This is a genomic window from Rheinheimera sp. WS51, from assembly GCF_050936095.1.
Classification (GTDB): domain Bacteria; phylum Pseudomonadota; class Gammaproteobacteria; order Enterobacterales; family Alteromonadaceae; genus Alishewanella.
Genome location: NZ_JBOTRC010000001.1, coordinates 790,235 through 816,027, shown reverse-complemented (window position 1 = coordinate 816,027; position 25,793 = coordinate 790,235). Strand labels below are relative to the sequence as shown.

Annotated in this window: 21 protein-coding genes; 7 read left to right on the top strand and 14 right to left on the bottom strand. The window is 39.5% G+C overall.

All coding sequences use genetic code 11. The annotated features are described in order from the left end of the window. Window positions 1–356 precede the first annotated feature (356 nt). The gene (gene rimI / locus ACRCA4_RS03805; protein WP_433184372.1) at window positions 357–1,484 is read right to left on the bottom strand and encodes a ribosomal protein S18-alanine N-acetyltransferase; all 1,128 of its coding nucleotides are present in this window, start codon (window positions 1,482–1,484) and stop codon (window positions 357–359) included. A gap of 158 nt (window positions 1,485–1,642) precedes the next feature. On the opposite strand from rimI, the gene ACRCA4_RS03800 reads away from it, so the two are divergent. Next, window positions 1,643–3,109, top strand: a complete 1,467-nt coding sequence (locus ACRCA4_RS03800) for a RimK family protein (protein ID WP_433184369.1) — start codon at window positions 1,643–1,645, stop codon at window positions 3,107–3,109. Window positions 3,110–3,169: 60 nt separating this feature from the next. Here ACRCA4_RS03800 and ACRCA4_RS03795 read toward each other — a convergent pair whose 3' ends face one another. From ACRCA4_RS03795 to ACRCA4_RS03780, 4 genes are all read right to left on the bottom strand, one after another. Then, on the bottom strand, window positions 3,170–4,114 hold the full coding sequence (locus ACRCA4_RS03795) for an isopenicillin N synthase family dioxygenase (RefSeq protein ID WP_433184366.1): 945 nt from the start codon (window positions 4,112–4,114) through the stop codon (window positions 3,170–3,172). Window positions 4,115–4,144: 30 nt separating this feature from the next. Further along, entirely contained in the window at window positions 4,145–5,353 is a 1,209-nt protein-coding gene (locus tag ACRCA4_RS03790) for a NupC/NupG family nucleoside CNT transporter (RefSeq protein WP_433184363.1), read from the bottom strand. 14 nt (window positions 5,354–5,367) lie between these two features. Then, entirely contained in the window at window positions 5,368–6,003 is a 636-nt protein-coding gene (gene udk, locus ACRCA4_RS03785) for a uridine kinase (protein ID WP_433184360.1), read from the bottom strand. Between the two features lie 111 nt (window positions 6,004–6,114). Next, complete coding sequence (locus ACRCA4_RS03780; protein ID WP_433184358.1) at window positions 6,115–9,264, bottom strand: TonB-dependent receptor; 3,150 nt, start codon at window positions 9,262–9,264, stop codon at window positions 6,115–6,117. A gap of 395 nt (window positions 9,265–9,659) precedes the next feature. Here ACRCA4_RS03780 and ACRCA4_RS03775 point away from each other — a divergent pair, with 395 nt between their 5' ends. Then, window positions 9,660–10,799, top strand: coding sequence for an endonuclease/exonuclease/phosphatase family protein (locus tag ACRCA4_RS03775; protein ID WP_433184355.1), 1,140 nt, complete (start codon window positions 9,660–9,662; stop codon window positions 10,797–10,799). An 11-nt stretch (window positions 10,800–10,810) separates the two neighbouring features. On the opposite strand, the gene rlmM is transcribed toward ACRCA4_RS03775, so the two are convergent. From rlmM to mutY, 6 genes are read right to left on the bottom strand one after another with little or no spacing between them, the layout of a single operon-like run. Then, window positions 10,811–11,890: a 23S rRNA (cytidine(2498)-2'-O)-methyltransferase RlmM gene (gene rlmM, locus ACRCA4_RS03770; protein ID WP_433184352.1), complete on the bottom strand. Its 1,080-nt coding sequence runs from the start codon at window positions 11,888–11,890 to the stop codon at window positions 10,811–10,813. A gap of 1 nt (window position 11,891) precedes the next feature. After that, complete coding sequence (locus ACRCA4_RS03765) at window positions 11,892–12,266, bottom strand: DUF423 domain-containing protein (protein WP_433184350.1); 375 nt, start codon at window positions 12,264–12,266, stop codon at window positions 11,892–11,894. After that, window positions 12,244–12,894: an alpha/beta family hydrolase gene (locus tag ACRCA4_RS03760; RefSeq protein WP_433184347.1), complete on the bottom strand. Its 651-nt coding sequence runs from the start codon at window positions 12,892–12,894 to the stop codon at window positions 12,244–12,246. The genes ACRCA4_RS03765 and ACRCA4_RS03760 overlap by 23 nt, the downstream gene beginning before the upstream one ends. Beyond that, window positions 12,875–13,810 carry a transcriptional regulator GcvA gene (locus ACRCA4_RS03755; protein ID WP_433184344.1) on the bottom strand — a complete coding sequence of 312 codons (936 nt, stop codon included), beginning with the start codon at window positions 13,808–13,810 and terminating at the stop codon, window positions 12,875–12,877. The genes ACRCA4_RS03760 and ACRCA4_RS03755 overlap by 20 nt, the downstream gene beginning before the upstream one ends. A 56-nt stretch (window positions 13,811–13,866) precedes the next feature. After that, window positions 13,867–14,139, bottom strand: coding sequence for an oxidative damage protection protein (locus ACRCA4_RS03750; protein WP_433184341.1), 273 nt, complete (start codon window positions 14,137–14,139; stop codon window positions 13,867–13,869). Window positions 14,140–14,144: 5 nt separating this feature from the next. Next, entirely contained in the window at window positions 14,145–15,218 is a 1,074-nt protein-coding gene (gene mutY, locus ACRCA4_RS03745; protein ID WP_433184338.1) for an A/G-specific adenine glycosylase, read from the bottom strand. A gap of 127 nt (window positions 15,219–15,345) precedes the next feature. Here mutY and trmB point away from each other — a divergent pair, with 127 nt between their 5' ends. From trmB to arcA, 3 genes are all read left to right on the top strand, one after another. Then, window positions 15,346–16,083: a tRNA (guanosine(46)-N7)-methyltransferase TrmB gene (gene trmB / locus ACRCA4_RS03740; RefSeq protein WP_433184335.1), complete on the top strand. Its 738-nt coding sequence runs from the start codon at window positions 15,346–15,348 to the stop codon at window positions 16,081–16,083. Next, on the top strand, window positions 16,084–17,103 hold the full coding sequence (locus tag ACRCA4_RS03735) for a methyltransferase (protein WP_433184332.1): 1,020 nt from the start codon (window positions 16,084–16,086) through the stop codon (window positions 17,101–17,103). Window positions 17,104–17,286: 183 nt separating this feature from the next. Further along, a complete protein-coding gene (arcA, locus tag ACRCA4_RS03730; RefSeq protein WP_433184329.1) occupies window positions 17,287–17,994 on the top strand; it encodes a two-component system response regulator ArcA in 708 nt (235 codons plus the stop codon). Between the two features lie 5 nt (window positions 17,995–17,999). Here the strand turns inward: arcA and ACRCA4_RS03725 are convergent, their stop codons facing one another. The 3 genes from ACRCA4_RS03725 to ACRCA4_RS03715 form a co-directional block, all read right to left on the bottom strand. After that, the gene (locus ACRCA4_RS03725; protein ID WP_433184326.1) at window positions 18,000–20,303 is read right to left on the bottom strand and encodes an ATP-binding protein; all 2,304 of its coding nucleotides are present in this window, start codon (window positions 20,301–20,303) and stop codon (window positions 18,000–18,002) included. A gap of 31 nt (window positions 20,304–20,334) precedes the next feature. After that, window positions 20,335–22,182: a cyanophycinase gene (locus tag ACRCA4_RS03720; protein WP_433184323.1), complete on the bottom strand. Its 1,848-nt coding sequence runs from the start codon at window positions 22,180–22,182 to the stop codon at window positions 20,335–20,337. Window positions 22,183–22,366: 184 nt separating this feature from the next. Next, a complete protein-coding gene (locus tag ACRCA4_RS03715) occupies window positions 22,367–23,347 on the bottom strand; it encodes a YeiH family protein (RefSeq protein ID WP_433184320.1) in 981 nt (326 codons plus the stop codon). A gap of 154 nt (window positions 23,348–23,501) precedes the next feature. Between ACRCA4_RS03715 and aceK the strand changes: the two genes are divergently transcribed. After that, window positions 23,502–25,226, top strand: a complete 1,725-nt coding sequence (aceK, locus tag ACRCA4_RS03710) for a bifunctional isocitrate dehydrogenase kinase/phosphatase (protein WP_433184317.1) — start codon at window positions 23,502–23,504, stop codon at window positions 25,224–25,226. Between the two features lie 116 nt (window positions 25,227–25,342). Then, complete coding sequence (locus ACRCA4_RS03705; RefSeq protein ID WP_433184314.1) at window positions 25,343–25,792, top strand: YaiI/YqxD family protein; 450 nt, start codon at window positions 25,343–25,345, stop codon at window positions 25,790–25,792. Window position 25,793 lies beyond the last annotated feature (1 nt).

The window sequence follows — 25,793 nt, the reverse complement described above, 5'->3', positions numbered from 1 at the left end:
TTTTTTAAGTCAAGCCTGTTAATGATTCTTTTTTGCTAACCTGGTTAGCGTAAAAGCCATTATCACACCTGACTTATTTTCCCGTTTCGAGCCGTTTAAACCAGCTTCGAAGCGAAGGGCGCCATTTTAGAGATTTAACTCTGTGTGTCAAGCGTCTTTTTAAAAGAATGTTGACTCACTTTCTAAACCCTACCGAGCTACCTTACTGCGTATCCCCGTTGGCATGGCGCGCATTATAGAGCGTTTTAATTGATGCGCAAGCGGTTATTACAGAAAAATGACAAACTTCGCTTCGTTCGCATAAAGTTTGAGCGATCTGCTTTTTATTGCAGCAAATATGGGGTATTTCTAGCAAATTAACTTGGGTTTATTGCTATTGCAGCTTTTAATCGATGTTTGCCATAGCTAAATGCTCGCATAAATACTTTTTGTTCTATGGGGATATATTGTCGCTCTGTGGTTGAGAGCCAAGGGATATCATCTATATCTGGATCATTAATATAGACAAAGTGTTCGTCTACTGCACAGATAACTACCCAATGTGGCGCTTTGCTTTTATCAAACTGCCAGGTGCTAACAAGCACCACTAATAGTTTGCCATCCTCTAATTGCTGTTTGATCATATTTAATGTCAGCTCGGTGTGGTGTACCACTAAGTTTAATTGTTCCATCTTTTGCTTAAAACGCTCATGGACTCTTTGTAATACTGATTTTTTTGCTTCACTGCGTACTGAGTCGGTAAATAGTGGCCCATCTTTATTGATGTAGACTTCGGCATTAAAGCCACGTTGCCATGCTGCTAAGGCTAAGCCTCTGGGTCCACAACCGCCGTGGCCTGATGTCATAAAAATGGTTGTTGCTTCTCGCCAAATATCAATTTCTTGATGTTCAGGGTTATATTGATTTGGCTGGAAATAATTAAACACCATTAATAAGCAGGCTGGTCCACATGTAAAAGGTGTGGTTTGCGCGATATAAGGAACTTGTCTTGTAACTGTTGTTGTATCAAATTGGATTACTTGTTTTTGCATACAAATTGCATCGGCATGATCTTCATAAAAGTCATGTTTAATTGCAAAGTCGCTATACCCTAACTTCCTATATAAGGTTATTGCTGCCTTATTATCTGGCCTAACTTCTAATCGTAATAAAACACAAAATCGCTTCGCCGCAGCTTGCTCTGCATGTTGCATAAGTATTTCAGCTAAGCCCTGTTTACGAAATGCTGGATTTACAGCTATAGAATATAACCGAGCTAAGCTTGTTGCTGCCCTATAGAGAATTAAAAAGTAGCCGGCAATTTGCCCGTTTTTCTCTAACAGGATTAAGTCATTCCTTGGGTCTGGAATAAAGCGTTTAAAGCTACGCAAGCTAATCTGATCGCTGGTAAAGCATTGCTGCTCAATTTCAAAGAGTGCTTGTGCATCTTGCTCTTTTGCAAGGCGGATGACTATATTTTCATTACTCGCTGAAGCTGACAGCATCTTGGTATTTTACCTAAGTGTGGTTTAACTCTAAGCTTAAGATAACAACAGTATTTAAGCCAAAAAGCCAGTGAGTAATTTTACTGATGTAGTGAAAATTATTTTACTGTTCTTTTGGTTAGGATTTAGGCAAGCTGAGTAAAACTACTGGAGCATTTATGGCTAAACTTATTATCGTTGTTGATAAGACTCAAGATTGGGCCCCCTTTTTTCAATTCGATGGCGTTATGACTTTACCTGATTACTTAAAGTGGTCGGTAAAAAATAAGCAGCGTATTCGTGTAATTAACTTGTGCCGTCAAGCACAGTATCTAGGTAGCGGTTATTATTGTTCTTTATTAGCAGAAGCTCGTGGCCATAATGTTATTCCTTCCGTTCGTGCTTTTAATAAATTTAACCGTCAAGAAATAGCTGATATTAGTGGAGATATTCCTAGCGCTATTTTACAACAATTGAATAAAGCCCTAGCAAATGAAAATGCCAACCAGTTAAGCTTCAATATTTACTTTGGCGAAACTGAATTTAAAGCCCTGAAAAAAGTGGCCACTTATCTGTTTGATGCCTTTACTGTGCCCATACTGACTGTAGAACTACAGAAAAAACAACATTGGCAAGTTAAAACTCTAAAAATTGGCAGTGTCCATAAGCTTTCCGAATCAGAGCAAAACCGTTTTGCGACAACCCTTGAAAAATATAGCCATAAAATTTGGCGGGTTGAGCCGGTTAATCGTAAATTTAAATATGATGTTGCAGTATTAGTTGATCCCAATGAACAGTTTCCCCCCTGCACGCCGAAGTCTTTAGAGCTTTTTGCTAAAGCAGCCAAAAAAGCCGCTATGGATATCGAGCATATTGGCGCTAAAGATATTCATCGCTTAGCAGAGTTTGATGGATTATTTATTCGTGAAACCACAGCAGTGAATCACCATACCTTCTATATGGCACAAAAAGCTGAACGGGAAGGTTTAGCGGTTATTGATGATCCTAATTCCATTTTACGTTGTGGCAATAAGGTCTATTTACATACTTTATTTGAACAGCATAAGGTGCCTATGCCAGATGGCGTAATGCTTTTTAAACATGATGAAGATAACTTAGCTCGGGCAGTTGATGCGTTAGGTTTACCCTTAGTATTGAAAATACCTGATGGCAGTTTTTCCCGCGGTGTTGTTAAAGTAAAAACCTTAACTGATTTTAAAACACAACTAACAGAGCTATTTAACCAAAGCTCTATAATTTTAGCCCAGCGCTATACATTTACTCAATACGATTGGCGCATTGGCGTTTTAAATGGCCAAGCGATCTTTGCCTGTAAATATTTTATGGCTCGTAATCATTGGCAGATTTATATGCACGGGAAAACTAAAACACAAAGTGGCGGTTTTACGACTTGTGCTGTAAATGAAGTTCCTGCTCATGTTTTACAAGCAGCCATTAAAGCCTGTGCACCTATAGGTGATAGTTTATACGGGGTTGATGTAAAACAAGACGGTGATAAAGTCTATGTGATTGAGGTTAACGACAACCCTAATATAGATGATGGTGTAGAAGACTTACATTTAGGTAATAAACTGTACGATATAATTGTAGAAGATTTTATCCGTCGTATAGAGCTTAAGCGTTAAGCTAGTTTGCAGAAACAAAAAAACGGCTATATAGCCGTTTTTTCTATCTATTTTTTACAATCAACCTTTTTTTAGCAATCCTATTTCTTCTAGTCGCTGCATTAAATAGTCATTAGAGCTAATAGGCTCAGGATAGCGATTAGGGTTCTGTGCACTAATACAGCTGCTTAATGTTTCAATAACAAAATCAGGATTAGGATGCATAAAAAACGGAATTGAATAACGCGGCTCACCTGCTGCTGCACCAGCAGGATTGACGACTCTATGGGTAGTTGAAGGTAAAACATGATTAGTTAAACGCTGCAACATATCACCGATATTAACCACGATAGTGCCTTCGATAGTTGTTACCGGTAACCAGCTACCATCGCGGCGCAAAATTTCTAAGCCAGCTTCGTTTGAGCCTACTAAAAGGGTAATTAAGTTAATATCTTCATGTTGCCCAGCACGAATAGATTGCGTACTAGTATCGGTAATTGGCGGATAGTGGATAGGCCTTAAAATTGAATTACCATAATTTACTTTGTCTGCAAAATACTGCTGATCTTGGCCTAAGTATAAGGCTAACGCCTCTAGTACCGTATGACCTAGCTGTTCAAGCTTGCTAAATAAAGTATAAGTAGCTTCTTTAAAACCGACTACCTCAGCGGGCCAAATATTTGGATATAAACTTGGGTGCGGTGCCGCCCCATCATATTCACGACCAATATGATAAAACTCTTTTAAGTCTGGATGCTGACTATCTTTGGCTTTTTCAACCCCAATAGCGGTATAACCACGCGCCCCGCCCTTACCTGCTTGGTGATAATTAGCTTTCAACTCTGCCGGTAATGCAAAAAAGCGTTTTATTGCATCATAAGTGTTATCAACTACCTGATCGGAAATATCGTGACCACTGATGCCACAAAATCCAAATTCAGTGTAAGCCTTGCCAATTTCGGCAACAAAGTTATCTTTGTCGGTGGCAAACCGTCTTATATCTAACGTTGGAACTTGCTGTGTCATATAAAAGACCTGTTTTTTGGCTTATAAAGCCTAGCCTAAAGTAAAGAAGACCCCTGCTATTGCAGCGCTCATCAAGTTTGCTAATGTTGCCGCAAGTAAAGCTTTTAAGCCTAACTCGGCAATATCAGTTCGACGACTTGGAGCCATACCGCCCAAGCCACCTAATAAAATAGCAATTGAGGAGAAGTTAGCAAAACCACATAAAGCTATAGTAACTATAACTTGAGTATGGGCACTTAACTGCTCTTTCACTTGCATAAAATCTAAGTAAGCGACAAATTCATTTATCACTAATTTCTGGCCAATAAAACTACCCGCCATTCGCGCCTCCTCCCAAGAGACACCTAAAATAAAGGCTAAGGGCTGAAATACATAACCAAAAATAACTTGTAAGGTTAAATTTTCCACGCCAAACCAGCCAGCAATACCGCCTATAGCGCCATTAACTAAGGCAATTAAGCCAATAAATGCCAATAACATAGCGCCTACGTTAAGTGCTAGTTGCATACCGCTTGATGCCCCCGCAGCGGCAGCATCAATTAAATTAGTATGTTCACTAGCAGCTTGGATTTCAGCCAGCTCATTCTTGGTCTGTTCTGTTTCTGGCAGAATAAGCTTTGCCATTAGAAAACCGCCAGGGGCAGCCATAAAGCTGGCAGCAATTAAGTATTTTAACTCGATGCCTAAGCCGGCATACCCCGCTAAAACAGAACCAGCAACAGAAGCCAAACCACCTACCATAACGGCAAAAAGCTCAGAGCGAGTCATCGTTGGAATAAATGGCCGAACTATAAGCGGCGCTTCTGTTTGACCAACAAAAATATTAGCAGCTGCAGACATAGACTCAGGGCGGCTAGTTCCTAATAACTTTTGCAAACCTCCGCCAATAATACGAATAACCCAAGTCATAACACCAATATGGTATAACACAGCGATTAATGACGAGAAAAAGATAATAATGGTTAATACATGCACCGCAAAAATAAAGCCTTGCGACTTACGGCCTATATCACCAAAAAGAAACTCAATACCATCCGTTGCATAGCTAATTACATCTGCAACAAAAGTAGAAATACTAAATAAAACATCTTGGCCAAAAGGAACATAAAGTACAAAAGCGCCTATGAGTATCTGGATAGCAAAAGCTCCCCCCACAGTACGCCAATTAATTCTGCTACGGTGTGCAGAAGCTGCATACGCGGTAAGCAACAAGACAACAATACCGACTAGACCCATCATAAATTAAATCCTGATTATTTTTCCGCAAGCAGCTGGCGGATTTTTGTTTTTATAATATCAATAGCAATTTGGTTTTTACCACCACGAGTAACAACGAGATCGGCATATTGTTTTGACGGTGCTATAAACTCAAAAAAAGCCGGACGCACTGTATTTTCATACTGCTCTGCAACAGAGCTAATACTGCGACCACGCTCTTCAAGATCACGTTTCATCCGCCTTAATAAACAAACATCTAGCGGTGTATCCATAAATACCGAAATATCAAATTGGCTTCGTAAGTGTTCATCCGTTAATAGTAGAATTCCTTCTACTAATATCACTTTAGCCGGTTGAACTAAAATGGTTTCTTCAGTTCGAGTATGTTGAGTATAACTATATTGCGGCATCCGAATAGCTTCATTGTTTCGTAAAGCTAATAAATGACTTGCTAATAATTGGTGCTCAAAAGCACTGGGATGATCATAGTTAGTTAGTATACGCTGCTCTAAAGATAAGTGACTTTGATCACGATAATAGGCATCTTCAGATAAAATAGCGATCCGCTTATCCCCTAGCTCTGCAACTAGCTCTTGATAAACAGTTGAAGCAAAAAGGCTTTTTCCTGATGCTGAGGCACCAGCAATAGCAATAATAGTGTGTTTACCCACGTAAAATCCACGCTGCTTTAAATTAGCTGTTAATTATCGCCAATTTTGACTCATATAAACATAAAAAATGCCCGCATCACACGGGCATTAGATTCTTAATGCACATTTAAATTAGAAGCGATATTTAAGCCCCATTTTTAAACGCCATGTAGATTCTTCAGCTTCAAACCTTGAACCCGTGTTGCCATCAAAGCCGCCAAATGGTGCTTCGTATATATAACGGCCTTCACTGTCTAAACCACCGAAGTCTACTAAGGTTTTATTAGAGAACTGCTCACGTCTTACTTGACCTTTACTACTATCAATTAAGTTAAGTAAGTTATTTACTGTGAAATAGAAAGTCCCTTTATGCCCTTCATAGAACCCTGGTAAATCTTGTTGGAATTGGAAATCTAACGTAGTGATCCAAGGTGATGTACCAGAACCTTTTGGCGCAAAACCACCTGCATAACCTTCTAAACCTGCTGCTTTAATATTTGCCATTAAATCTTCAAAAGCAATGGTACTTTCAGGGCTATAGTTAGGATCGTTAGGGCCTGTAGGGATATAAGCTAAGTAGCCGCTTGAACGGTTTAAACGTGCTGAACCGTCTTGGTCACCGAAGTCTCCATCGCGGTATAAGCCCATAACATAGCTAAAGTGGTTACCTGAACGACGTTGGAAGAACAAGTTAAACTTAGAGTCGTAGCCTTCAAAAATTTCGTGCGTGTAGCCTAAGGTAATTTTTAAGCTGTGTTCAACTTCATAGTCAGCGGTACCAATTTCTTCAATGTTACGATCTTTAACAATGTTGTACTTATAGTTTGACGATGCAGTAGACGAAGTACCTGGTGTACCTTCTTCAATATTTTGATTGGTATAACTTGCATAAAAGCTAATACCATTATCCCAGTTCTTAGCTAAAGAGGTATTCCAGATCCAGGCTTTACCATTTTTACTTTCATTCGTCAGCATAATGTCATAATGATCACGTGGTGCTGTTGGATCACAAGGGCGATATATATTAACGCCTGCGGCTGTTTGGCCACTAACACAACGTGAAATATCTTTCCATTGGCTGTTATCTGTCATCCATTTACGCATAACCTCAGCACTCCAGCCGAAGTTATCGCCTAGTACTGGGATATCGATAAGATAGTCAACACCGATACGCGCTATCCAATCTGAAGGCATTTTAAAGTTTGGATCTATGCTATTTGTATCGCCATCACCTGCAACTAGAGAGTTCTTAACAGCGTCAGGCACTGATGTGATATCAACATTTTCTAGGTAGTCGCTTGCCGCAACTGAATTTCTGTCGAATTGAACTAAGGTGTAACCATCGTTAGAAAAAGAGTTAGAGATCCATACATTTGGTTTACCACCAGAGAAGCGACCAAAACCACCACGCACAGTAAGGTCATCTGTAGCTAACCATTTAACATCTACACGCGGAAGAACGATATCTAAGCCATCTAGGTTTTCTTGGTTACTATAACCATAACGACGTAAAAAGTTTTCATTCAAGGTTGGTTTATCACTTACTATATAGCGCTCGTAACGTAAGCCTAAACCTACTTCAACATCATTACTCACGTACCAGTTATCTTGAATATAAGCGTTCATCGTACTTAAGCTAAATTCAGCGCCCGCATCTCTAACATTGTTAGTATAGGCATTCTCATATTCTAGGCTGCTAGCAATACGGTTTTCAAAATCTTCTATTGAGCTAAAGTTCCATGAGCCTAAAGAGTTACGAACAAAGATATTGAAAATATCTAACTTATTATACTCACCACCAAATTTAATTTGGTGGTCACCAGTTAAATAAGTAAATTTAGCACCAATTTTCATATCTTGGTTGCTAAGTTCATTGGCATGACGGTTATAGTCAGGACCAAAATTTACAGTGCCCTCAGATCCATTAGGAATACGAACACTAATATCACCGAACTGTTTGGTTTTTAAACCCGAAATTGTATCTATTTCTTTATAGCTAAAGTACAACTCACTCGATAAGTCTAAGCTCCAATCAGAGAATAATGAAAACTTATACAAAGACATATCTTGCTGATAGTTATACCAGTTAGTATCTAGTTGTAGTGTGTAAGCATCACTGCTTTGATTACGTACGTTATTACCTTCTGTTAAGTTGTAGGTAAAAGCGGCACGATGTTCATCATTGATATTCCAATCTAATTTAACTAATAAGTTTTTATCTTCTGTATCAGGAGATGAGTTCCACTCTCCAGCATCAATACCATACACTTGACTGGCAATTTGCTTAATACGATCATATTCAGCTTGTGTTACTAAGCTATCTGTTGGGGCACCTGCACCTGCTGGGCCATACTCAACACTACTTGGCTGTGTAGATTTTTCATAAGCTAAAAAGAAAAATAATTCATCTTTAACTATTGGGCCACCCAAAGTTAGGCTATAAGTATCACGCTCATAATCTAACTCAACATCTCTGCCGGTGTTAGGATTCTTCGGTGTGCCGGCCCAAGAGTCTGACATTCTTTCATAAGTCAAAGAGCCGTGTAATTCATTGGTACCTGATTTTGTAACCGCATTAATTCGTCCACCTGAATAACCACCTTCGCTGGCATCAAATGGGGCAACATCAACAGCAATTTGATCAATAGCATCAATTGAAACAGGAGAGCTTTGTGTTGGATAACCATTACTATTTAAGCCAAAGTCATCATTAACGCCAACGCCATCAATAGATACACTATTAAACTTAGGGTTTACACCACCAATACTTAACGGGGCACCATCTCCAGGTAGCATATTGGCGTACGGATTCATACGTGCAACTTCTTTTAAGTCACGATTGAATGTAGGCGCATTTTCGATAGCTCCTGCACCAAAATAACTACTACTACCGGTATTATTACTTAAAACTAAAGAGCTACCTGTCACCGAGATGCGCTCAACTTGCTCTACTGGCTCTAATTCTGCATTTAAACGCAACGCCTCACCAAGTGATAAGAAAACATTATTGTAGGTTTTAGCACCTTTATCACTAGTAATTGTAATTGTATAAGGACCGCCTACACGTAAACCCGTACTAGAGAATGAACCAGAGTTATTAGAAACTGCAACATTACGCGTACCAGTAGGAACGTGTAATATTTCAATTCTGGCATTAGGTGCCACTTGGCCCGCTGAGGTAACAATATTACCGCGAATAGAAGAAGAAACGTCATCCGCCATCGCTAAGCTAGGTACTCCAAGTGCTAAAGTCACTGCCAATGCTAAATGTTTAACTTTCATATTTTTTTCACCAGGTAGTTGTTGGTATTTTTAAACGCAATTAAAAACTGATATAAATTATTTAAGCCATAAAATTAACAAAATTTAATTACAATTATGTTACTCAGGCGCGATTTATTTTAAAAAATCAATGGCTTTTTTTTACCTTGCGAGGTCAAACCAGTGCCAAAATTGAGTTTAACATATACTTGCTTATTTGCGTACTTTGCAAATAAGCATAGTACAAAAAAACAACTAGATTAATTTCTGTCAACTCGCACTAGTTTTAATCTTATTAGCACCTTACTATGAGCTTCTTTTAGCTAAAATGATGAACCATGAATACTATTTATCACTTACTCACTCGTCTTTTTTTGTTTCTGTGCAGCCCTGTTTTGTTATTTATTGGAGTTTCTATGCCCTCGTTTGCCACTGACGTGACCTTTGCTACTTTTAATGTCAGCATGGAAGCCCAGAATTATTTACCTAGGGGAGAAACAGGTGATAGCACGGTTTTAGCCGGTTTGCTAAAGGATAATAAACATAGTCAAATTAAAAATATCGCCCATATTATTCAGCTAGTGCGACCGGATGTCTTAGTGCTAAACGAATTTGATTATATTGCAGAACCTAACCAAGGCATTCAAGCTTTTATTAGGCACTATTTAAATCAGCCGCAAGGTGCAGCTAAAGCCATTGATTACCCCTATTTTTACTACAATACCGTTAATACTGGCCAGCCTAGCTCCTTTGATTTAAATAATGATGGTAAAGCAACGGATATTGGCGCCGATGCTTGGGGCTTTGGCTTTTATCCTGGTCAATATGGCATGGTATTGTTATCTAAATACCCCATAGATAAAGCCAATATACGCACCTTCCAGCATTTTAAGTGGCGAGATATGCCTAACTTTATTGCAACGAAAAAAGCAGATGGTAGCCCTTGGTATAGTAAAGCCGCTTGGCAGAAGTTTCCGCTTTCGTCGAAAAGCCACTGGGATATTCCTCTTACTATTGCGGGTGAAACCGTACGGGTATTAATGAGTCACCCTACACCACCTGCTTTTGATGGTCCTGAAAAACGTAACGCCAATAGAAACCATGATGAAATTCGTTTTTGGCTTGATTACATAAGTGAGAATAAAGCTGATTATATTTATGATGATAACGGTAAAAAAGGTGGGCTAGAAGAGGCTGTTCGCTTTGTTATTATGGGCGATCAGAATGCTTCTGCTGACAAAGAAGGTAATGCGCTACATTGCGCTATATGCAACTTAGTTAATCATGACAAAGTAAATAATAGCTTACCGCCAAGAAGCAAAGGTGGCGCAGAGCATACTCCTGATAATCCCGTAGCCGCCTTTCATACTGCGGCTTGGCGAATGCGAGCTGATTATGTAATACCATCAAAGTTTGGTTTTAAGGTTAAACAAAGTGGTGTATTTTGGCCCGCTAAAGATGAAGCCAACTATCACTTAGTTAGCTCGCGCAATGCCAGTTCAGATCATCGCATGGTATGGCTAAAACTGGCACTAACAGCAACTAACTCATTTTAATTGGCTGTTTGTTAGCGCATCACTAAATTACGCACATGTACTGTGACTTCTTCTCGGTCATGGTACAGGTGCTTAACTTGTAACTGGTATTTAATGCCAGCTGTTTGCAAGCGTTGCTCAAAGCTTTCCAAGATTTCTTGCACTGTTTCATAGCGCTTTTTCATCGGTAACTTCAAATTAAAAATACTTTCTTGGCACCATTTATTAATAATCCAATCTGCAATTCTATCGGCCACTCGCTTAGGCTGTTCAATCATATCGCATACTAGCCAATAAACATTTTGCTTTTGTGGCTCAAATTTAAAACCATCAATCATTAAATGTTTAACTTGGCCGGTATCCATTAATGATTGCGCCATAGGGCCGTTATCTATTGCAGTTACCATCATAGAGCGGCGGACAAGTTGATACGTCCAACCACCTGGGCAAGCGCCTAAATCTACAGCTCGCATGCCACTTGCTAGTCTGGTTTCCCATTGTGCCTTGGGAATAAACTGAATAAAGGCTTCTTCTAATTTTAATGTACTGCGACTTGGCGCTTCATTAGGGAACTTAAGCCGTAAAATGCCATTTTCTAATGGACTGTTATTTTCGGCATAAGAAACACCAAGGTAGCCTTGCTGACCGCTTATTAACAATAAGTGTAATACCGGTGCCCGTTTATTTTCTTTAGCTAATAATACACCCGCTTTTCTTAACGCTTGGCGTAATGGCACGGTAAGTTTACGAGCCAGAGTAGACAAGGTTTTGCCATCATTTGTATCCGGGTACTCTACTCTAACTTCACCAAAACCACTTAATTCAGCCGTTAATGCGGCATCAAGCACGGCGGCTATTCGATCTGTTGGCTCAAAGCTTAATAAATCGGCTTGCAACAAGCACCACTGCCGGATAAATATAAACTGATTAAAGTCGTACTCAGTGTAAAATGTTGCTAAGCCATCGGCATCATAGGCTTCAAAAATAACATAGGCGCTATTTGCGGTCAGCTTACAAAAACCAAATACATCGTATTTCGCTGCTTGCGCTTGAATTTCTGCAGCGCATTCTTTTTCAAAACCAGCGCGACAATATAATAATAATTGTTTCATATTAACTCCGTTGCCAGGCCGTAACAGCTAATAATAGCCAAGCAACTATAAGCAACTGGCCACCTATAGGCGCCAATTGTGGAAAATAAAATGGCAAGGAAAATACCCCTGCCAACAATGTCCAAACAAAACAAAATAGGCCTAGATGCCACAATAATGCGACTAATTGACGTAATTTATTTTGGCTGGCTTGTATATTCAAAACCAATAACGCTAAGCTATGAAAAGCCAATATTGCTAAAGCGCTTAACACCCTTGCTAGCCCTTGGGCTGTTAACTCATTTTGCCACAGGTGCATTAAAGCCGCAGCAAAACCAACAACAGCGGCGCCATAGAGAGCGCTTAAACTATAACTAATTTGCCAAAAGTATTTCATCTATTTTCTCTCGACATAAAGCAGCACTTAACACAATCAATTGTTCTTGAGTATAGCCACTGGATTTTCTGGGTTTAAAATCGTGATCGCCATCTGGCAACCAGTCAATACTCACGTTTTGCCATGCCTTATCGGCCAATTCTTGCTTAGTGCCAAAAGGATCCCTTTCACCTTGGAATATATACAAGGGCCTTTGCAAACAAGCAAAATGCTCAGTGCGCCAAACCTGTTTTTTTGGTGGGTGAAACGGGTAACCAAAGGCAAAGCTCGCTAAAACCTTAGGTTGATTATCTACACCTTGTTGCTTCGGTAATTCCGTTAATAAACTGGCAACTCGGCCACCTAGTGATTTTCCACCAATAAAGAGTGGTAAATCGGTAGTAGTCTGCTGAATTTGCTGTTGCATGCACTCGAGTAACAGCGGCATTTTATCAGGAAAACATTTACGGCCCAATGTTAATTGCCGCTGCATATAAGCAAAGTTAAAGCGAACAACTTCAATTTTTTGAGCTGCTAATGCGTCTGCTAGCTTTTGCATCACAAGGTGGTTAGCTCCGGCGCCAGCACCATGAGCTAATATTAACCTCGCTTTGGCTTGGTTTGGGCTATTAATCAACGGCGATGGCATTAGTAAACTGCTGCTCAGCAAAAGCGTTTTTTTCTACTTCAACCATATCCATCATCCACTGGCGAAAAGCGGCAATTTTACCTAGTTCAGATTGGCTTTCTCGACAAACAAGATAATAAGCATCTTTACTAATTAACACATGGTTAAAAGGAACAATTAATCGCCCAGAGTTAATGTCAGGCCTAGTCAGTACATTATGGGCCAAAGCAACACCCTGACCATGAATGGCGGCTTGTAACACCATAGATGAATGGCTAAAAATAGGCCCCTGATTTACATTAAACTGTTTTAAACCTTGGCTAGTAAACCAAGCTTTCCAAGCTTGGCGTGAACCATCATGCAATAAATTATGATGACGTAAATCTGCCGGCTCGGTTAACTTTTTACCACTAGTTAATAATAAAGGTGAACACACAGGTAACAGATATTCAGGATGTAACTTATCTGAGTGCAAGTTACGCCAATTGCCTCGGCCATAATATATAGCAATATCGACATCATCGGTTAATGAGCCTTCATCTAAGTCTACGGCTTTAATTCGAACATCAATATCTGGGTGTAATTCGGCAAACTGGTTTAATCGGGGCACTAACCATTGAATAGCAAAGCTAGGCTGCAAACTTACTGTTAATGAACCTTTGGCCCCACGCGCCAACAGTTTTTCAGTCGACTCATAAAGTTGGCTAAAAATATCTTTTACATCTAAAAAATAGCTCTGACCTTCTTCAGTTAACAGCAAAGAACGATTTTTACGCATAAATAATTTTATGCCAAGATGTTCTTCAAGTGCTTTTATCTGATGGCTAATCGCTGCCTGAGTGACATACATCTCGTCTGCAGCTTTAGTAAAACTTAAGTGACGAGCAGCAGTTTCAAAAGCTTTAAGAGCATTTAGCGGAGGTAAGCGACGCGCCATAACAACCTTAGTAAAAACATTTATTAATCACACACATTCCAGCTTAGCGCCTTGCACTACTTAGCAACTGGTTTGTAGCCTTCAATTTTAATATCAGCGCCTTGAAATAAGAATGCTTCCATTTGTTTTTCTAAATAAGCTCTATGTTCTTGATTCATCATGTTTAGCTTATTTTCATTAATTAGCATAACCTGCTTAGACATCCAGTTAGCCCAAGCTTCTTTACTTATTTCATTAAAAATTTTCTTTCCTAACTCACCTGGATAGGGCTGAAAGTCTAAACCTGGGGCGTCTTTTTTAAGGTGGTGACAAAAAACAGTACGACTCATGTGAATTATCCTGATGTTGTTGATGATTGAGGTAAAATTTGTAAAAACAGCTGTTTGGCCGGAGCCGATAAACCCACTGTAGGTAATGCCTCTATTGTAAACCAAGTTGCTGCAGATTGCTGCACACTAAGGGGATTTTGCGCTAATAATACCCGCTGCGGCTGGATCCATAAATGAAAGTGGCTAAAGGTATGGCGAAATGCCGGTAAATCTTCAGATTTTATGATACTAAGTGCATTTAGCTGACAATATTGCTGGCGTTGCTCAGCAGAATCAAACTCTAAAAAGCCATATAACCCACCCCATAAGCCAGCTGCTGGCCGCTGAGTTAATAATACTTGCTGCTTATGCTCTAGTAGCAGCCAAAAACTTTGCCTTTCAGGTAGCGTTTTCTTAGGCTTTTTACCGGGAAATAAAGCTTGCTCACCACGTAAGGCGGCTTGGCAATGTAGTTTTACGGGGCAATCGACACAACGCGGCTTAGAGCGAGTACACAGTGTTGCACCTAAGTCCATCATTGCTTGGTTAAAGGCAGCCGCTTGCTGTTTTGGTGTAACTTGCTCTGCTAACTGCCACAGTTTCTGCTCTACCGCTTTAATACCAGGCCAGCCATCTATGGCAGCAAAACGGCTTAAAACGCGTTTGCAATTACCATCTAAAATAGGCCAATGCTGTTGTAAAGATAACGATAAAATAGCGCCAGCAGTGGAACGGCCAACACCAGGCAAGGCTAAAACCGCTTCAAACTCTGTTGGAAACTCGCCATTGTATTGCTGCACTATCATAGTTGCTGCTTTATGCAGGTTGCGTGCTCGCGCGTAGTAGCCAAGCCCTGTCCATAAATGCAGAATATGGTCTAAAGGTGCAGCGGCCAATGCGCTAACAGTAGGATACTGCTCAATAAAGCGATTAAAATAAGGGATCACAGTTGCAACTTGAGTTTGTTGCAACATAACTTCACTTAGCCAGGTTTTGTAGGGGCTTTTATTTAATTGCCAAGGTAGCGCTTTACGGCCATGCTGCTGATACCAGCTAACAACTTGATTAGAAAACCATTCTGCTTGTTGTTCTTGCAACATATGCCCCTCATTATCTTTTATTCGGGGCAGTATAAGTAGCTAAAACCGTCTTGCCAACACAAACAAGGTTGAGCTAATGAATTAATACAAGGATAATAGCCGGATTAACTTATACTCGGAGCCTTAAATGAGTGATAGCAAGACTGACAGCATAACTACGCCAGCAGCAGAGCAAGCAGATAACCCAACCTATATGCGTAGAATTCGTTCTTTTGTTCTGCGTGAAGGCCGTCTAACCAAAGGCCAACAACATGCGCTAGATAATTATTGGGCCGATTATGGTTTAGCTTATCAAGCTGATGCTTTTGATTTAACAAAAGTCTTTAACAGAGATAATCCGCGCGTATTAGAAATAGGCTTTGGCATGGGTCAGTCTTTAGTGCAAATGGCAAGTGAAACGCCCGACAAAGATTTTATCGGTATTGAAGTCCATCGTCCTGGTGTTGGTGCTTGTATTGCTCTGGCACAATCTAAAGGCTTAACGAATATTAAAATTTTTCAGCATGATGCTGTAGAAATTCTAGAGCACAGCATTGCAGATAATAGCTTAGATACCGTTCAGCTATTTTTTCCTGATCCATGGCACAAAAAACGTCACCATAAAAGACGCATTGTCCAACCTGAGTTTGCAAACTTAGTTCGCAAAAAGCTTAAGCCAGGTGGTGTATTTCATATGGCTACAGACTGGCAAAACTATGCCGAGCATATGCTAGAAGTTATGCAACAGATGCCAGGCTATAGTAATTTATCAGCAACCAACGATTACGTAGAACGTCCTGCTCATCGCCCTTTAACCAAATTTGAACAACGCGGTCATCGTTTAGGCCATGGTGTTTGGGATCTTATGTATAAAAAGGAAAGCTAGATGTTAGCCAATAGCAGTCAGCTAGTATTACGAAATAGTGCAGATTTAACTGGCAATGTATTAATTGTAGAGCCCATTGCTGATGAACTTGGCTCACAGCTATTAGCAAATGCAACTGGTATTAGTTCCCTTAGCTGTTTTACCACGGATAAAGCCGTCGCAAATCAATGGCAACACCCCACTGTTGACTTAGTATTTGATGTTACAGCTAATTTTAACCAGCCATTTGATACTATTGTTATTTTTTATCCAAAAAGTAAAGAACAATTGGCTTATACCTTAGGTCAGCTAAAAACAGCATTTAAAACCGATAGCCAAGTATTTGTAGTAGGTGAAAATAAAGGCGGTATTAAAAGCTTAGCAAACCATGCGAAAAAGCTTGGGCTCGATGCCAATAAACTCGATAATGCTAAGCATTGCTTATGGTTTATGTTACATGGTGATTTAGCTGCCATTAAAACCACAGCGGCTAGCCAGTTTACGGTTACCATTGCCAATAAATCACTCACACTTTATTCGCTTCCGGGTGTATTTAATCATGGCAAATTAGATATAGGCACCGCTTTACTACTGGAGCATTTACCAATAATCTCTCAAGGTAAAGTGCTAGATTTTGCCTGTGGTAATGGTGTTGTAGGTGCAGCACTTAAGTTTACAAACCCGAATATAGACTTATACTGCTCTGATATAAGTAGCATAGCCACTGAAGCAAGCAAACTAACCTTAGCTAAAAATGGTTTGGCAGCAACTATAATCACTGCTGATGGTATACCAGATCAACCTGAGCAATTTGCCGCTATTGTTAGTAATCCCCCTTTCCACACTGGTATTAAAACCAATTACGATATCGTTGAGTTATTTATTCAACAAAGTGCAAAACGGTTAGTGAATAAGGGTAGTCTGACTATTGTTGCTAATAGCCATTTACAATATATGCCAATATTACAGCAATGCTTTAAGCAAGTTGAGGTTAAAGCTAAAGCTAATGGCTTTACAATATACCAAGCCATAAAGCTGTAAAATACCAAATTAAATAATACATAAATTCATTATTTTATAACCAGCAAGTCATTTGTTAACAAAATAACTTGTTAACAAATGACTTGCTGGTTATAATCACGTATTACTTGACATTTTACTGTCATCTATAAAGTATTACATTATCATTAAATTCACTACTTTTACAAAAAAGGTCCTTATTTCATGCAAACACCTGTGATCCTTATCGTCGAAGACGAAGAAGTAACGCGCCTTAATCTGGTTAATCTATTCCAAGGTGAAGGTTATGAAGTCATTGAAGCGGTAAATGGCGAGGAGATGAATCAAAGGTTAGCCGATACTAAGGTTAACTTAGTAGTAATGGACATTAATTTACCAGGTAAAAATGGTTTAATTTTGGCGCGTGAACTGCGTCAAAAGGAAAATATAGGTTTAATATTCTTAACCGGCCGTGACAGTGAAGTTGACCGCATTTTAGGATTAGAAATTGGTGCAGATGATTATTTAACTAAGCCTTTTAACCCTCGTGAATTAACTATCCGTGCTCGTAATTTACTACAACGCACTGTGGCTCAACCTGTCGTTGAAGAACACAAAAGCGTCGTTAAATTTAATGGTTGGACTCTTGATGAGAATAGCCGTAACTTAACATCACCAAAAGGTGTCGCTCGTCGTTTACCAAAAGGTGAATACCGTGCTTTACGCTTAATGCTAGATACACCAGGTAAGATATTTAACCGTGAACAACTGATCCGTCATATGACAGGTCGCGATTTACGCCCTAACGATCGTACTGTTGATGTAACAATTCGCCGCATTCGTAAGCATTTTGAGTCAGACTTAGAAAGCCCAGAATTAATCAGCACTATTCATGGTGAAGGTTATCGTTTTGTTGGCAAGCTAGAAAAGTAAGCTAGTTAATATTGTTCAATATACGCCTCTAGAGCAGCCACGTGCTGCTCTATTTTTTGCTGAAAATCAGCAATTTGTCGCTCAATCCCTTGCCAGTTAACCGCTTCTTTTTCTAGCCTTGCCGCTTGTTGTTGTACCCAGTTTAACCCTATAGTCGCAGCAGCTCCTTTTAATTTATGTGCTACTTCTTTTAATTCATCAGCTTGGTGTTGCACAGCCGCCTCCAGCATTTTATTCATATAGCCAGGATAGAGTTGATTAAATAAGAGCGCACTTCTTTTAACTGAATCTTTACCTAGAGAATTTATATAGTCAGCTATAATATGTTTATTTAAAATCTGCGGCTCGTTACTCTTATTCTGAATTTGCTCTGTTTTTTTCTGGCTAAACTTAACCGCACTTGGTGAGAAAAGCTGGGCTAACTTATTATCTAGCTTGCTTGTATTTAATGGCTTAGCTAGAGCTCCATCAATTTTAATTCCTGCAAGCTGCTGCTCTGCTTTTCGCACATTAGCGCTTAACACTATGATAGGTAAGTTTTTTAAATGTGCTTCACTTCGTATAAACTTTGCTATATCAGCCCCACACATATCAGGCAGCTGCATATCTAATAATACTAAATCTAAATCATCTTCAGTTTCTAATAATGCAAGCGCATCTTCCCCTGTTTCTGCATGTAAAACTTCATGCCCTCGCTGCTCAAGCAAAGCTATAGCAATATCTGCATTTAATGGCACATCTTCTATTAAAAGGATGGTTAACTCTGGACAGCTCACAACTGTTTCTTGCGGTTTAGTGGTGATAGTTGTAGGTATCTGCAGATTGAAGCAACTACCTTCCCCTACAGTACTGGTTAATTCAATACTGCCGCTCATCGCTTCTACTAAAGCTTTAGAGACGGATAAACCAATTCCAGAGCCGACAATACTCATTCGTCGGCCATCTTGCGCTTTATAGTACATATCAAAGATCCGTGACTGCTCTTCTGGCTCAATACCAATACCGGTATCGGTAATAGTAAACTTAAGATCAGCTGGCGTATTAGTGTCTAAATCACAGCTTAGGCTTATGCTGCCTTTAGCGGTAAATTTAACGGCATTATTAATCAGGTTCCATAGAACTTGGCGCAAACGCGTTGGGTCTAAAATAAGGTAATAATCGATATTTGATTTAATCTCTAAATTAAAGGCCAAGCCTTTTTGTTGACATAATAATTCAGCAAAATTGGCAATATCACTAACAAACTGGCTGAATGAAATAGTCTGATGAACTATATCTAGGTCTTGGCGATCAATCTTATCTAAATCAATAATATCATTAAAAATATTACCTAGTGTTTCAGCACTACTAAAGATAGTATTGGCCCATGCATGCTGTTGCTGATCAAGTTCACTTTGTAATAATCTACGCGTTAAGCCGACTATACCGTTAAGTGGAGTACGCAGTTCATGACTCAAAGTAGCAATAAACTTACCTTTATCTTGGTAGGCTTTTTCTAATGCTTGCTCGGCTAATTTACGCGATGTAATATCACGGCCAAAACCCAGTAACCCAATATAGCGCCCCTGCTTATCATAAAAAGGCACTTTGCGAACTTCTAACCAAAGTAACTGGCCATTATCTTTTCTAAATTCAACATCTAAAATCAGTTCAGTGCGCAACTTAGAAACATCTTTTTGCTCTGTTAAAATAGCCGACTGTGCGCTGTCTGATGCGAAAATTTCAGCAGGAAAACGACCTATTAACTCTGAAGCCGTTTTGCCCATAATCATCTCAAACATCTTGTTACAGCTAGCAAAGCGACCCGTTTCATCGCGATAATAAAATAAGTCTGGGGAACTATCGACCATAGAGCGGATCAATAAGGCTTGTTCATCTAATTCTGTTTGTGCTCTTTTACGCTCAGCTATTTCTCGCCTTAATTCATCAATCGCTCTACGCTTGGCTTGGAAGGCTTTTTTACGCTCTTCAATCTCAAAGTTTAATTGCCTAATATTATCTTGCATGCTTTCATTGAGGAGACGCTCTTGATGAGCAGAGTCTTCTAAATAAGATAGTGCCGCATCTAAGTGAAGCACTAAGTAAAATATAAAGGCAATAAAAATTGGCCCAAGCACAACGGCAAACAGCAGCGAACCTTTAACTAAAGGCCAATCAATTTGATTGTTTGAGACAATACCTGCGGCAATGCTAACAACGACGGCAAAACAGCAAATAATAAATAAGCAGGAAATGGCAGATCTAAGCTTGCCCCATTTTCGGATCCAATGGGACAAAGCTCTAATTTGAGGGTGGACAGGACTTTGCATCAGCGACTAACCACAGTTAGTTAAGCAGCAATTACGATGCTGGTTTAATGTCAACCAAAATATTGCGGTATGAGCAATACTGTATTTCTGCTCCCTGTTGGCGATAAGTACCTTGACGGGTATAAGAGTTACGATCTTTGTATAAAGTAATAGCATGTCCCTGTCCCGTCTGCATTGCTTTACCATCGGCTTGACGGCTTTGGGTTAAGCATAGCAACTGAGCTAGCTGACGGTAGTTATCTCTTTCAAAAATATCTCCCGACACTAGCATAGGAGTTTGTAAAGTATTAGAAGCAAATTTCCAGTCAGCAAACTGTGTTCTTAATAAACCTTGCTTCAACTCTGCTGTATCATCACGGGTTAAATAGTGAGTAGATACTTGCTCTAATGTTAGATTAGCACCCTCACCTGCAGCTTGAGTATCATTATTATCGACTAAAAATAGACCATTTTCGCCTAACACTTTAAATTGTATGCTTTGCTCATTCTCTGGCGTTGTATGTAGCTTTACTAATAAAGCTGTGGTTTCATCAATGCCGAAACCATATTGAGTTTTAGTATCATGCAATAAACGAATTAAACGCCCTTGCCTGGCTTGCTCTGAAAATTGACTATCTATAACTCCCCAAGGAAATAAACCTAAGCCACCTTGCGCGCTAAAGGTTAAATGATGTTCAGATAAACCGTTTAAGCAGCTTTGATCTTTATCGCAACCACTTTTAGGTGCAGCCAGATCAAAAGCACCATGTTTCATAGCACTGTAACTATCGCCATTAGTTAACATTGGTATTCTAATACCACGATAACTGCGGCCTGATAATGCGATAGCTGAGGCATTATCCGCGGCTAACACAATATGACCCGCTTTAATCATGCGATCTAATTGCTGCAGCTCGGGTGAGGCTGAGCCATCTTGAAAACGAAATGCATGAACTAAACGGCTCGCATCACCGTCAACAAAGAAGATTGCATCTGCACGTTTTAACTGTGCTACAGCAGAGTCACTTCCTGCCTGACAGAAAGATTCGAGTTCAGACATTAGATCAGGGAAAACACGTTTACGTTGATAAACTCCATGCTGTTCAGCTAACAAGCTTGATAAGTTTTCACAAACATTTTTATTGGTATCGCGCTGCTGCTGAGCTAGCTGATATGCTGCATTGATTGGGAACCAAGTAGCTTCTGCACCGGTTTCTTCAAATAAATTTGTGTAAATATCAACGTCAGCTAGAGGATCCCTGGCCGCTGCGGTAACCACGAGGATCCGTGGTTTACGAGAATCACCAGCAACTTGTTGTGCTAAACGGACAATTTCACGGTAAATTTCTACTGTGGCACTGTTTTTTGTTTGACTTAAATCGGCATAATCTTTTTTGCGTGTACTGCGTTTAGTGCCATCACTCTTTGCCATAACCTGTAACTGGTCTAGCATAAAATTAATTTCATTGGTTGTTAATGCACTATAAACTTCCCGTCCAGATATCCAGACACCATCAATTTCAACATCAGCACTGCGAAAGAGTCGGGTTAGATCACGTTCAGATACAAGTGCATCATCCAGTTTATTAGTAATATGCTGTAATACCGCTATTACCTGTTGCTGCTCTATAATACGCTGATCGCCCCAAAACGAAGGCTCAACAATACTTTTTATATTATCTGCCGATAACTGATACTTTGCGCCGCCTTTAACTGCAGAAGAAAATACATCATTACTAGTACAATAGCGTGTATTGACCGAGCTACAGGTTTGCAAGCCCCCTCCAATAAGCACCATATTATAATCAGGGCCCTTGTTAGATGCAGTAGCAGCGCTTGTATTTGCGACAACCGAGCCAGCCATTAAAATACTCGATAAATACAGACTTAATAATTTCATATTTCTCTTTCTTATTCTTATGCGCAATGAGTAAAGTGTCTAATTACAGACATCGACAATACTCTTTATAATGTATAGATTATCCTTTATTAGCTTCTTTGCCAATTAGCAATAAAAAACAATTTCACTTCAGACAATAAATTAAAGCCACTCCACTTAATAAAATAGGCTAATTTAATATTAATTAACCATAGATACGAATATACATTAATGAGCATATCGCTATAGCAAGCCATAACAACACGGCTAATATCATAGGTTTTGCGCCGGCGGCTCGCATTTTTTCTATCGTAATTCCAGCACCAATTAAAAATAAGCAAACCACTAAGGTTCGCTTAGAAAAAATGAATACTATTTCATAAAACGCACTTAACTGAGGAAAAAAGTAACTTATTAATATCGCTGCGATGTAAGCCAGAATAAAGCCTGGGATCCGCACTGAGTTCTTTTTACTACCAAATAAAAGCGCGGAAACTAAGGCTACAGGAACTATCCATAATGCCCTAGCTAGTTTGGTCGTCGTGGCTACAGCTAAGGCTTGGTCGCCATAAGTCGCTGCAGCGCCTACTACCGAAGAGGTGTCATGAATAGCAATCGCGCTCCACAAACCAAAGTCATGCTGTGATAAAGCTAAATAATGGCCAATCAGTGGGAAAATAAATAAAGCGGCTGAATTAAGCACAAATACGCAAGCTAAAGCAACCGCCATCTGTTCGGCCGTTGCCTTTATGGCCGGCGCTACAGCAGCTATAGCACTACCGCCACAGATAGCTGTGCCTGAGCCAATTAAATAGCCCGTTTTATCATCTAAGCGCAATAACTTAGTTAAGATAAAGCCAAGGATTAAGGTAAAAATAATCGAGCCAACTACTAAGGGTAAACTTTGTTTACTCACCTCTATGGCTTGCTCCAATTGAATACCAAACCCCAAGCCAACAATAGAAACAGATAATAATGTTTTCGTTATTAGGCCAAGGTTAATATTTTTGGGGATCAAGCCTAATGAAGCTAAAAAAAAGCCTAATATCAATGCCACTGGCGAGCTAATAATAGGCATTAAACATAATAAAGCTAAAGTGCTAAATAGCCAAAACTGTGGTTCTTTTAAGGCTGAGCGTGACAACATAATATGTTCAATCAACATAAAATAGATAAGGTTAATCATACCCTAACTTAGCAAGAAACTCTTGCGGTGTAGCGAACAAATCGGTATCAGATGACGTGATTTTTATCAAAGCAGCTGATTCGCCACTTGCTTACTAGTAATTAAATCTATTACTGATTAAAGTAGAAGCCACTCTAGCATTTTCGAGAGCAGCATGGATCAAGCGCAACGAGTCGCCAGTATTATTATAAAGGGATTTCGCCGCCACTTTAGCTTATTTCAAGCGATTACAGCAAAAGCTAAACAACGTTTCGAACTCGCTGATTGGAATGCTTATCAGCAAGATAGCTCACAACGTATTTCTTTTTATGACCAGCGCGTTAATGAAACTCTAGTCTTACTAAAGCAGCACTTTCCTACGGACTGTTTAGATCAAGCATTGTGGCACCAAGTAAAACAACATTACATTGACTATTTACGCTTTCATCCCCAAGCAGAACTAGCCGAAACATTTTATAACTCAGTATTTTGTAAATTATTCTCCCGACAATATTTTCATAATGATAATATCTTTGTTGAGTCCACCTTAAATAAGCAGGCTTTACCCGCGCCGATAGCATCGGTTTATCAAAGCTATTTTCCTGCGCAAGACGGCCTTAAAGCCACCTTGTTACAAATTATTGCTAGCTTTAACTTTGCTACGCCATTTATTAACTTAGATCGCGATATTCGGCTAGTAGTGCAACAGTTTATTGCCCAATCTAGCCATGGTAAATGGACTATCCATCATATTAGATTTGATATTTTAACCAGCATATTTTTTCGAAATAAAGCAGCATATATCGTAGGCAGAGCAGTGACACCTGATGGCCAACAACCTTTTATAATTCCAGTATTACATAATGAACAACAAGGATTATTTATTGATACCTTGCTTACAGATCCTATGCAAATGACTATTGTTTTTGGTTTTTCACGAGCTTATTTTATGGTTGCCTGCCAGGTTCCGTCGGCCTTAGTTCATTTTTTACGCGAACTATTACCAAACAAAACCTTAGCAGAATTATATGCCTGCATTGGCTTGCATAAACAAGGCAAAACCGAGTTTTATCGCGAATTGCTTTATTATTTACAACAGAGTAATGATAAATTTGTTGTAGCCCCTGGCACTAGGGGGATGGTAATGATGGTGTTTACCCTGCCGTCATTTCCTTATGTCTTCAAAGTGATTCGCGATAAGTTTGCACCTAGTAAAGAGTTTGGCCGTGATACCGTTAAAGCGCGCTACTTATTGGTTAAAAAGCATGATCGAGTGGGTCGCATGGCCGATACGCTAGAGTATTCAGACGTTGCTTTACCTAAAAACCGGTTTTCTACCGACTTATTACAAGAGCTGACACAGTCTATTGCGGGGTCTATCAAGATTGAAAACGACCTGGTTATTATAAAGCATTTATATATTGAACGCCGGATGCAGCCGCTTAACTTGTATTTAGAGCAAGCTTCAGATGCTGAACAAACTGTCATTATGGATGATTATGGCAAAGCTATTAAAGAAATGATTGCAGCTAATATCTTTCCGGGCGATATGCTACTAAAAAACTTTGGTGTCACTCGACATAATCGAGTTGTTTTTTATGATTATGATGAAGTGCAATATATGCTCGATGTTAACTTTAGAGCTTTTCCTAAAACCGATAACTATGAAGATGCAATGTTTGCTGAAGGCACTGTATGTGCCGCGCCTGGTGATGTTTTTCCTGAGCAAATGGCTACTTTTGTAACGCCACAGGCAAAAATAAGTCAGTTGTTATTTTCTAAACATCCAGAGTTACTAGAGGCTAGTTATTGGAAAAGTAAACAGGCCAATATTCGCCAAGGTAAAATAGAAGATATTTATCCTTACCCTGACAATATGCGCTTTTATCATCAATACTAGTAATAAACGGATTTATTGCGCAAAAGTAAACTAAAGGCGGTATTTTTAGCCCTGTGTTATCATTTGCTAAAGCAAAAAAGCCTTGTATAACTTCAATTAAAAGAATTCACAATTATATGAAAATTTATGTTGATGCTGATGCCTGCCCGGTTGTAATTAAAGATATTATTTTTAGAGCCGCAGAGCGCAAGCAAATTCAGACTATCTTAGTGGCAAACCAATTAATTAAAGTGCCACCTTCGCGTTTTATTTCTGCTTTGCAAGTATCACATGGTTTTGATGAAGCCGATAACGAAATTGTTCGCCGCTGTGAAGCTGGCGACTTAGTCATTACAGCAGACATTCCGCTTGCCGCAGACGTATTAGCCAAAAACGGCTATGCCCTTAACCCCCGTGGCGAGCTATACAGCCAAGATACCATTAAACAAAAGCTTACTATGCGTGATTTTATGGATACGTTGCGTGGCAGTGGCGTTCATACTGGTGGCCCACCGCCTTTAAATCAAAGTGATCGCCAAGCTTTTGCCAACCAGCTTGATAGCTTACTGCAACGATACTGTGTTTAGT

Excerpts from the sequence above, each read along its gene's own strand:
- arcA (WP_433184329.1), top strand. The coding sequence starts at position 17,287 with ATGCAAACACCTGTGATCCTTATCGTCGAAGACGAAGAAGTAACGCGC.
- ACRCA4_RS03790 (WP_433184363.1), bottom strand. The coding sequence starts at position 5,353 with ATGATGGGTCTAGTCGGTATTGTTGTCTTGTTGCTTACCGCGTATGCA.
- ACRCA4_RS03715 (WP_433184320.1), bottom strand. The coding sequence starts at position 23,347 with ATGATTAACCTTATCTATTTTATGTTGATTGAACATATTATGTTGTCA.
- ACRCA4_RS03775 (WP_433184355.1), top strand. The coding sequence starts at position 9,660 with ATGCCCTCGTTTGCCACTGACGTGACCTTTGCTACTTTTAATGTCAGC.
- ACRCA4_RS03750 (WP_433184341.1), bottom strand. The coding sequence starts at position 14,139 with ATGAGTCGTACTGTTTTTTGTCACCACCTTAAAAAAGACGCCCCAGGT.
- ACRCA4_RS03765 (WP_433184350.1), bottom strand. The coding sequence starts at position 12,266 with ATGAAATACTTTTGGCAAATTAGTTATAGTTTAAGCGCTCTCTATGGC.
- ACRCA4_RS03780 (WP_433184358.1), bottom strand. The coding sequence starts at position 9,264 with ATGAAAGTTAAACATTTAGCATTGGCAGTGACTTTAGCACTTGGAGTA.
- aceK (WP_433184317.1), top strand. The coding sequence starts at position 23,502 with ATGGATCAAGCGCAACGAGTCGCCAGTATTATTATAAAGGGATTTCGC.
- mutY (WP_433184338.1), bottom strand. The coding sequence starts at position 15,218 with ATGTTGCAAGAACAACAAGCAGAATGGTTTTCTAATCAAGTTGTTAGC.
- rimI (WP_433184372.1), bottom strand. The coding sequence starts at position 1,484 with ATGCTGTCAGCTTCAGCGAGTAATGAAAATATAGTCATCCGCCTTGCA.
- ACRCA4_RS03725 (WP_433184326.1), bottom strand. The coding sequence starts at position 20,303 with ATGCAAAGTCCTGTCCACCCTCAAATTAGAGCTTTGTCCCATTGGATC.
- ACRCA4_RS03705 (WP_433184314.1), top strand. The coding sequence starts at position 25,343 with ATGAAAATTTATGTTGATGCTGATGCCTGCCCGGTTGTAATTAAAGAT.
- ACRCA4_RS03735 (WP_433184332.1), top strand. The coding sequence starts at position 16,084 with ATGTTAGCCAATAGCAGTCAGCTAGTATTACGAAATAGTGCAGATTTA.
- ACRCA4_RS03795 (WP_433184366.1), bottom strand. The coding sequence starts at position 4,114 with ATGACACAGCAAGTTCCAACGTTAGATATAAGACGGTTTGCCACCGAC.
- rlmM (WP_433184352.1), bottom strand. The coding sequence starts at position 11,890 with ATGAAACAATTATTATTATATTGTCGCGCTGGTTTTGAAAAAGAATGC.
- ACRCA4_RS03720 (WP_433184323.1), bottom strand. The coding sequence starts at position 22,182 with ATGAAATTATTAAGTCTGTATTTATCGAGTATTTTAATGGCTGGCTCG.
- trmB (WP_433184335.1), top strand. The coding sequence starts at position 15,346 with ATGAGTGATAGCAAGACTGACAGCATAACTACGCCAGCAGCAGAGCAA.
- ACRCA4_RS03755 (WP_433184344.1), bottom strand. The coding sequence starts at position 13,810 with ATGGCGCGTCGCTTACCTCCGCTAAATGCTCTTAAAGCTTTTGAAACT.
- ACRCA4_RS03760 (WP_433184347.1), bottom strand. The coding sequence starts at position 12,894 with ATGCCATCGCCGTTGATTAATAGCCCAAACCAAGCCAAAGCGAGGTTA.
- ACRCA4_RS03800 (WP_433184369.1), top strand. The coding sequence starts at position 1,643 with ATGGCTAAACTTATTATCGTTGTTGATAAGACTCAAGATTGGGCCCCC.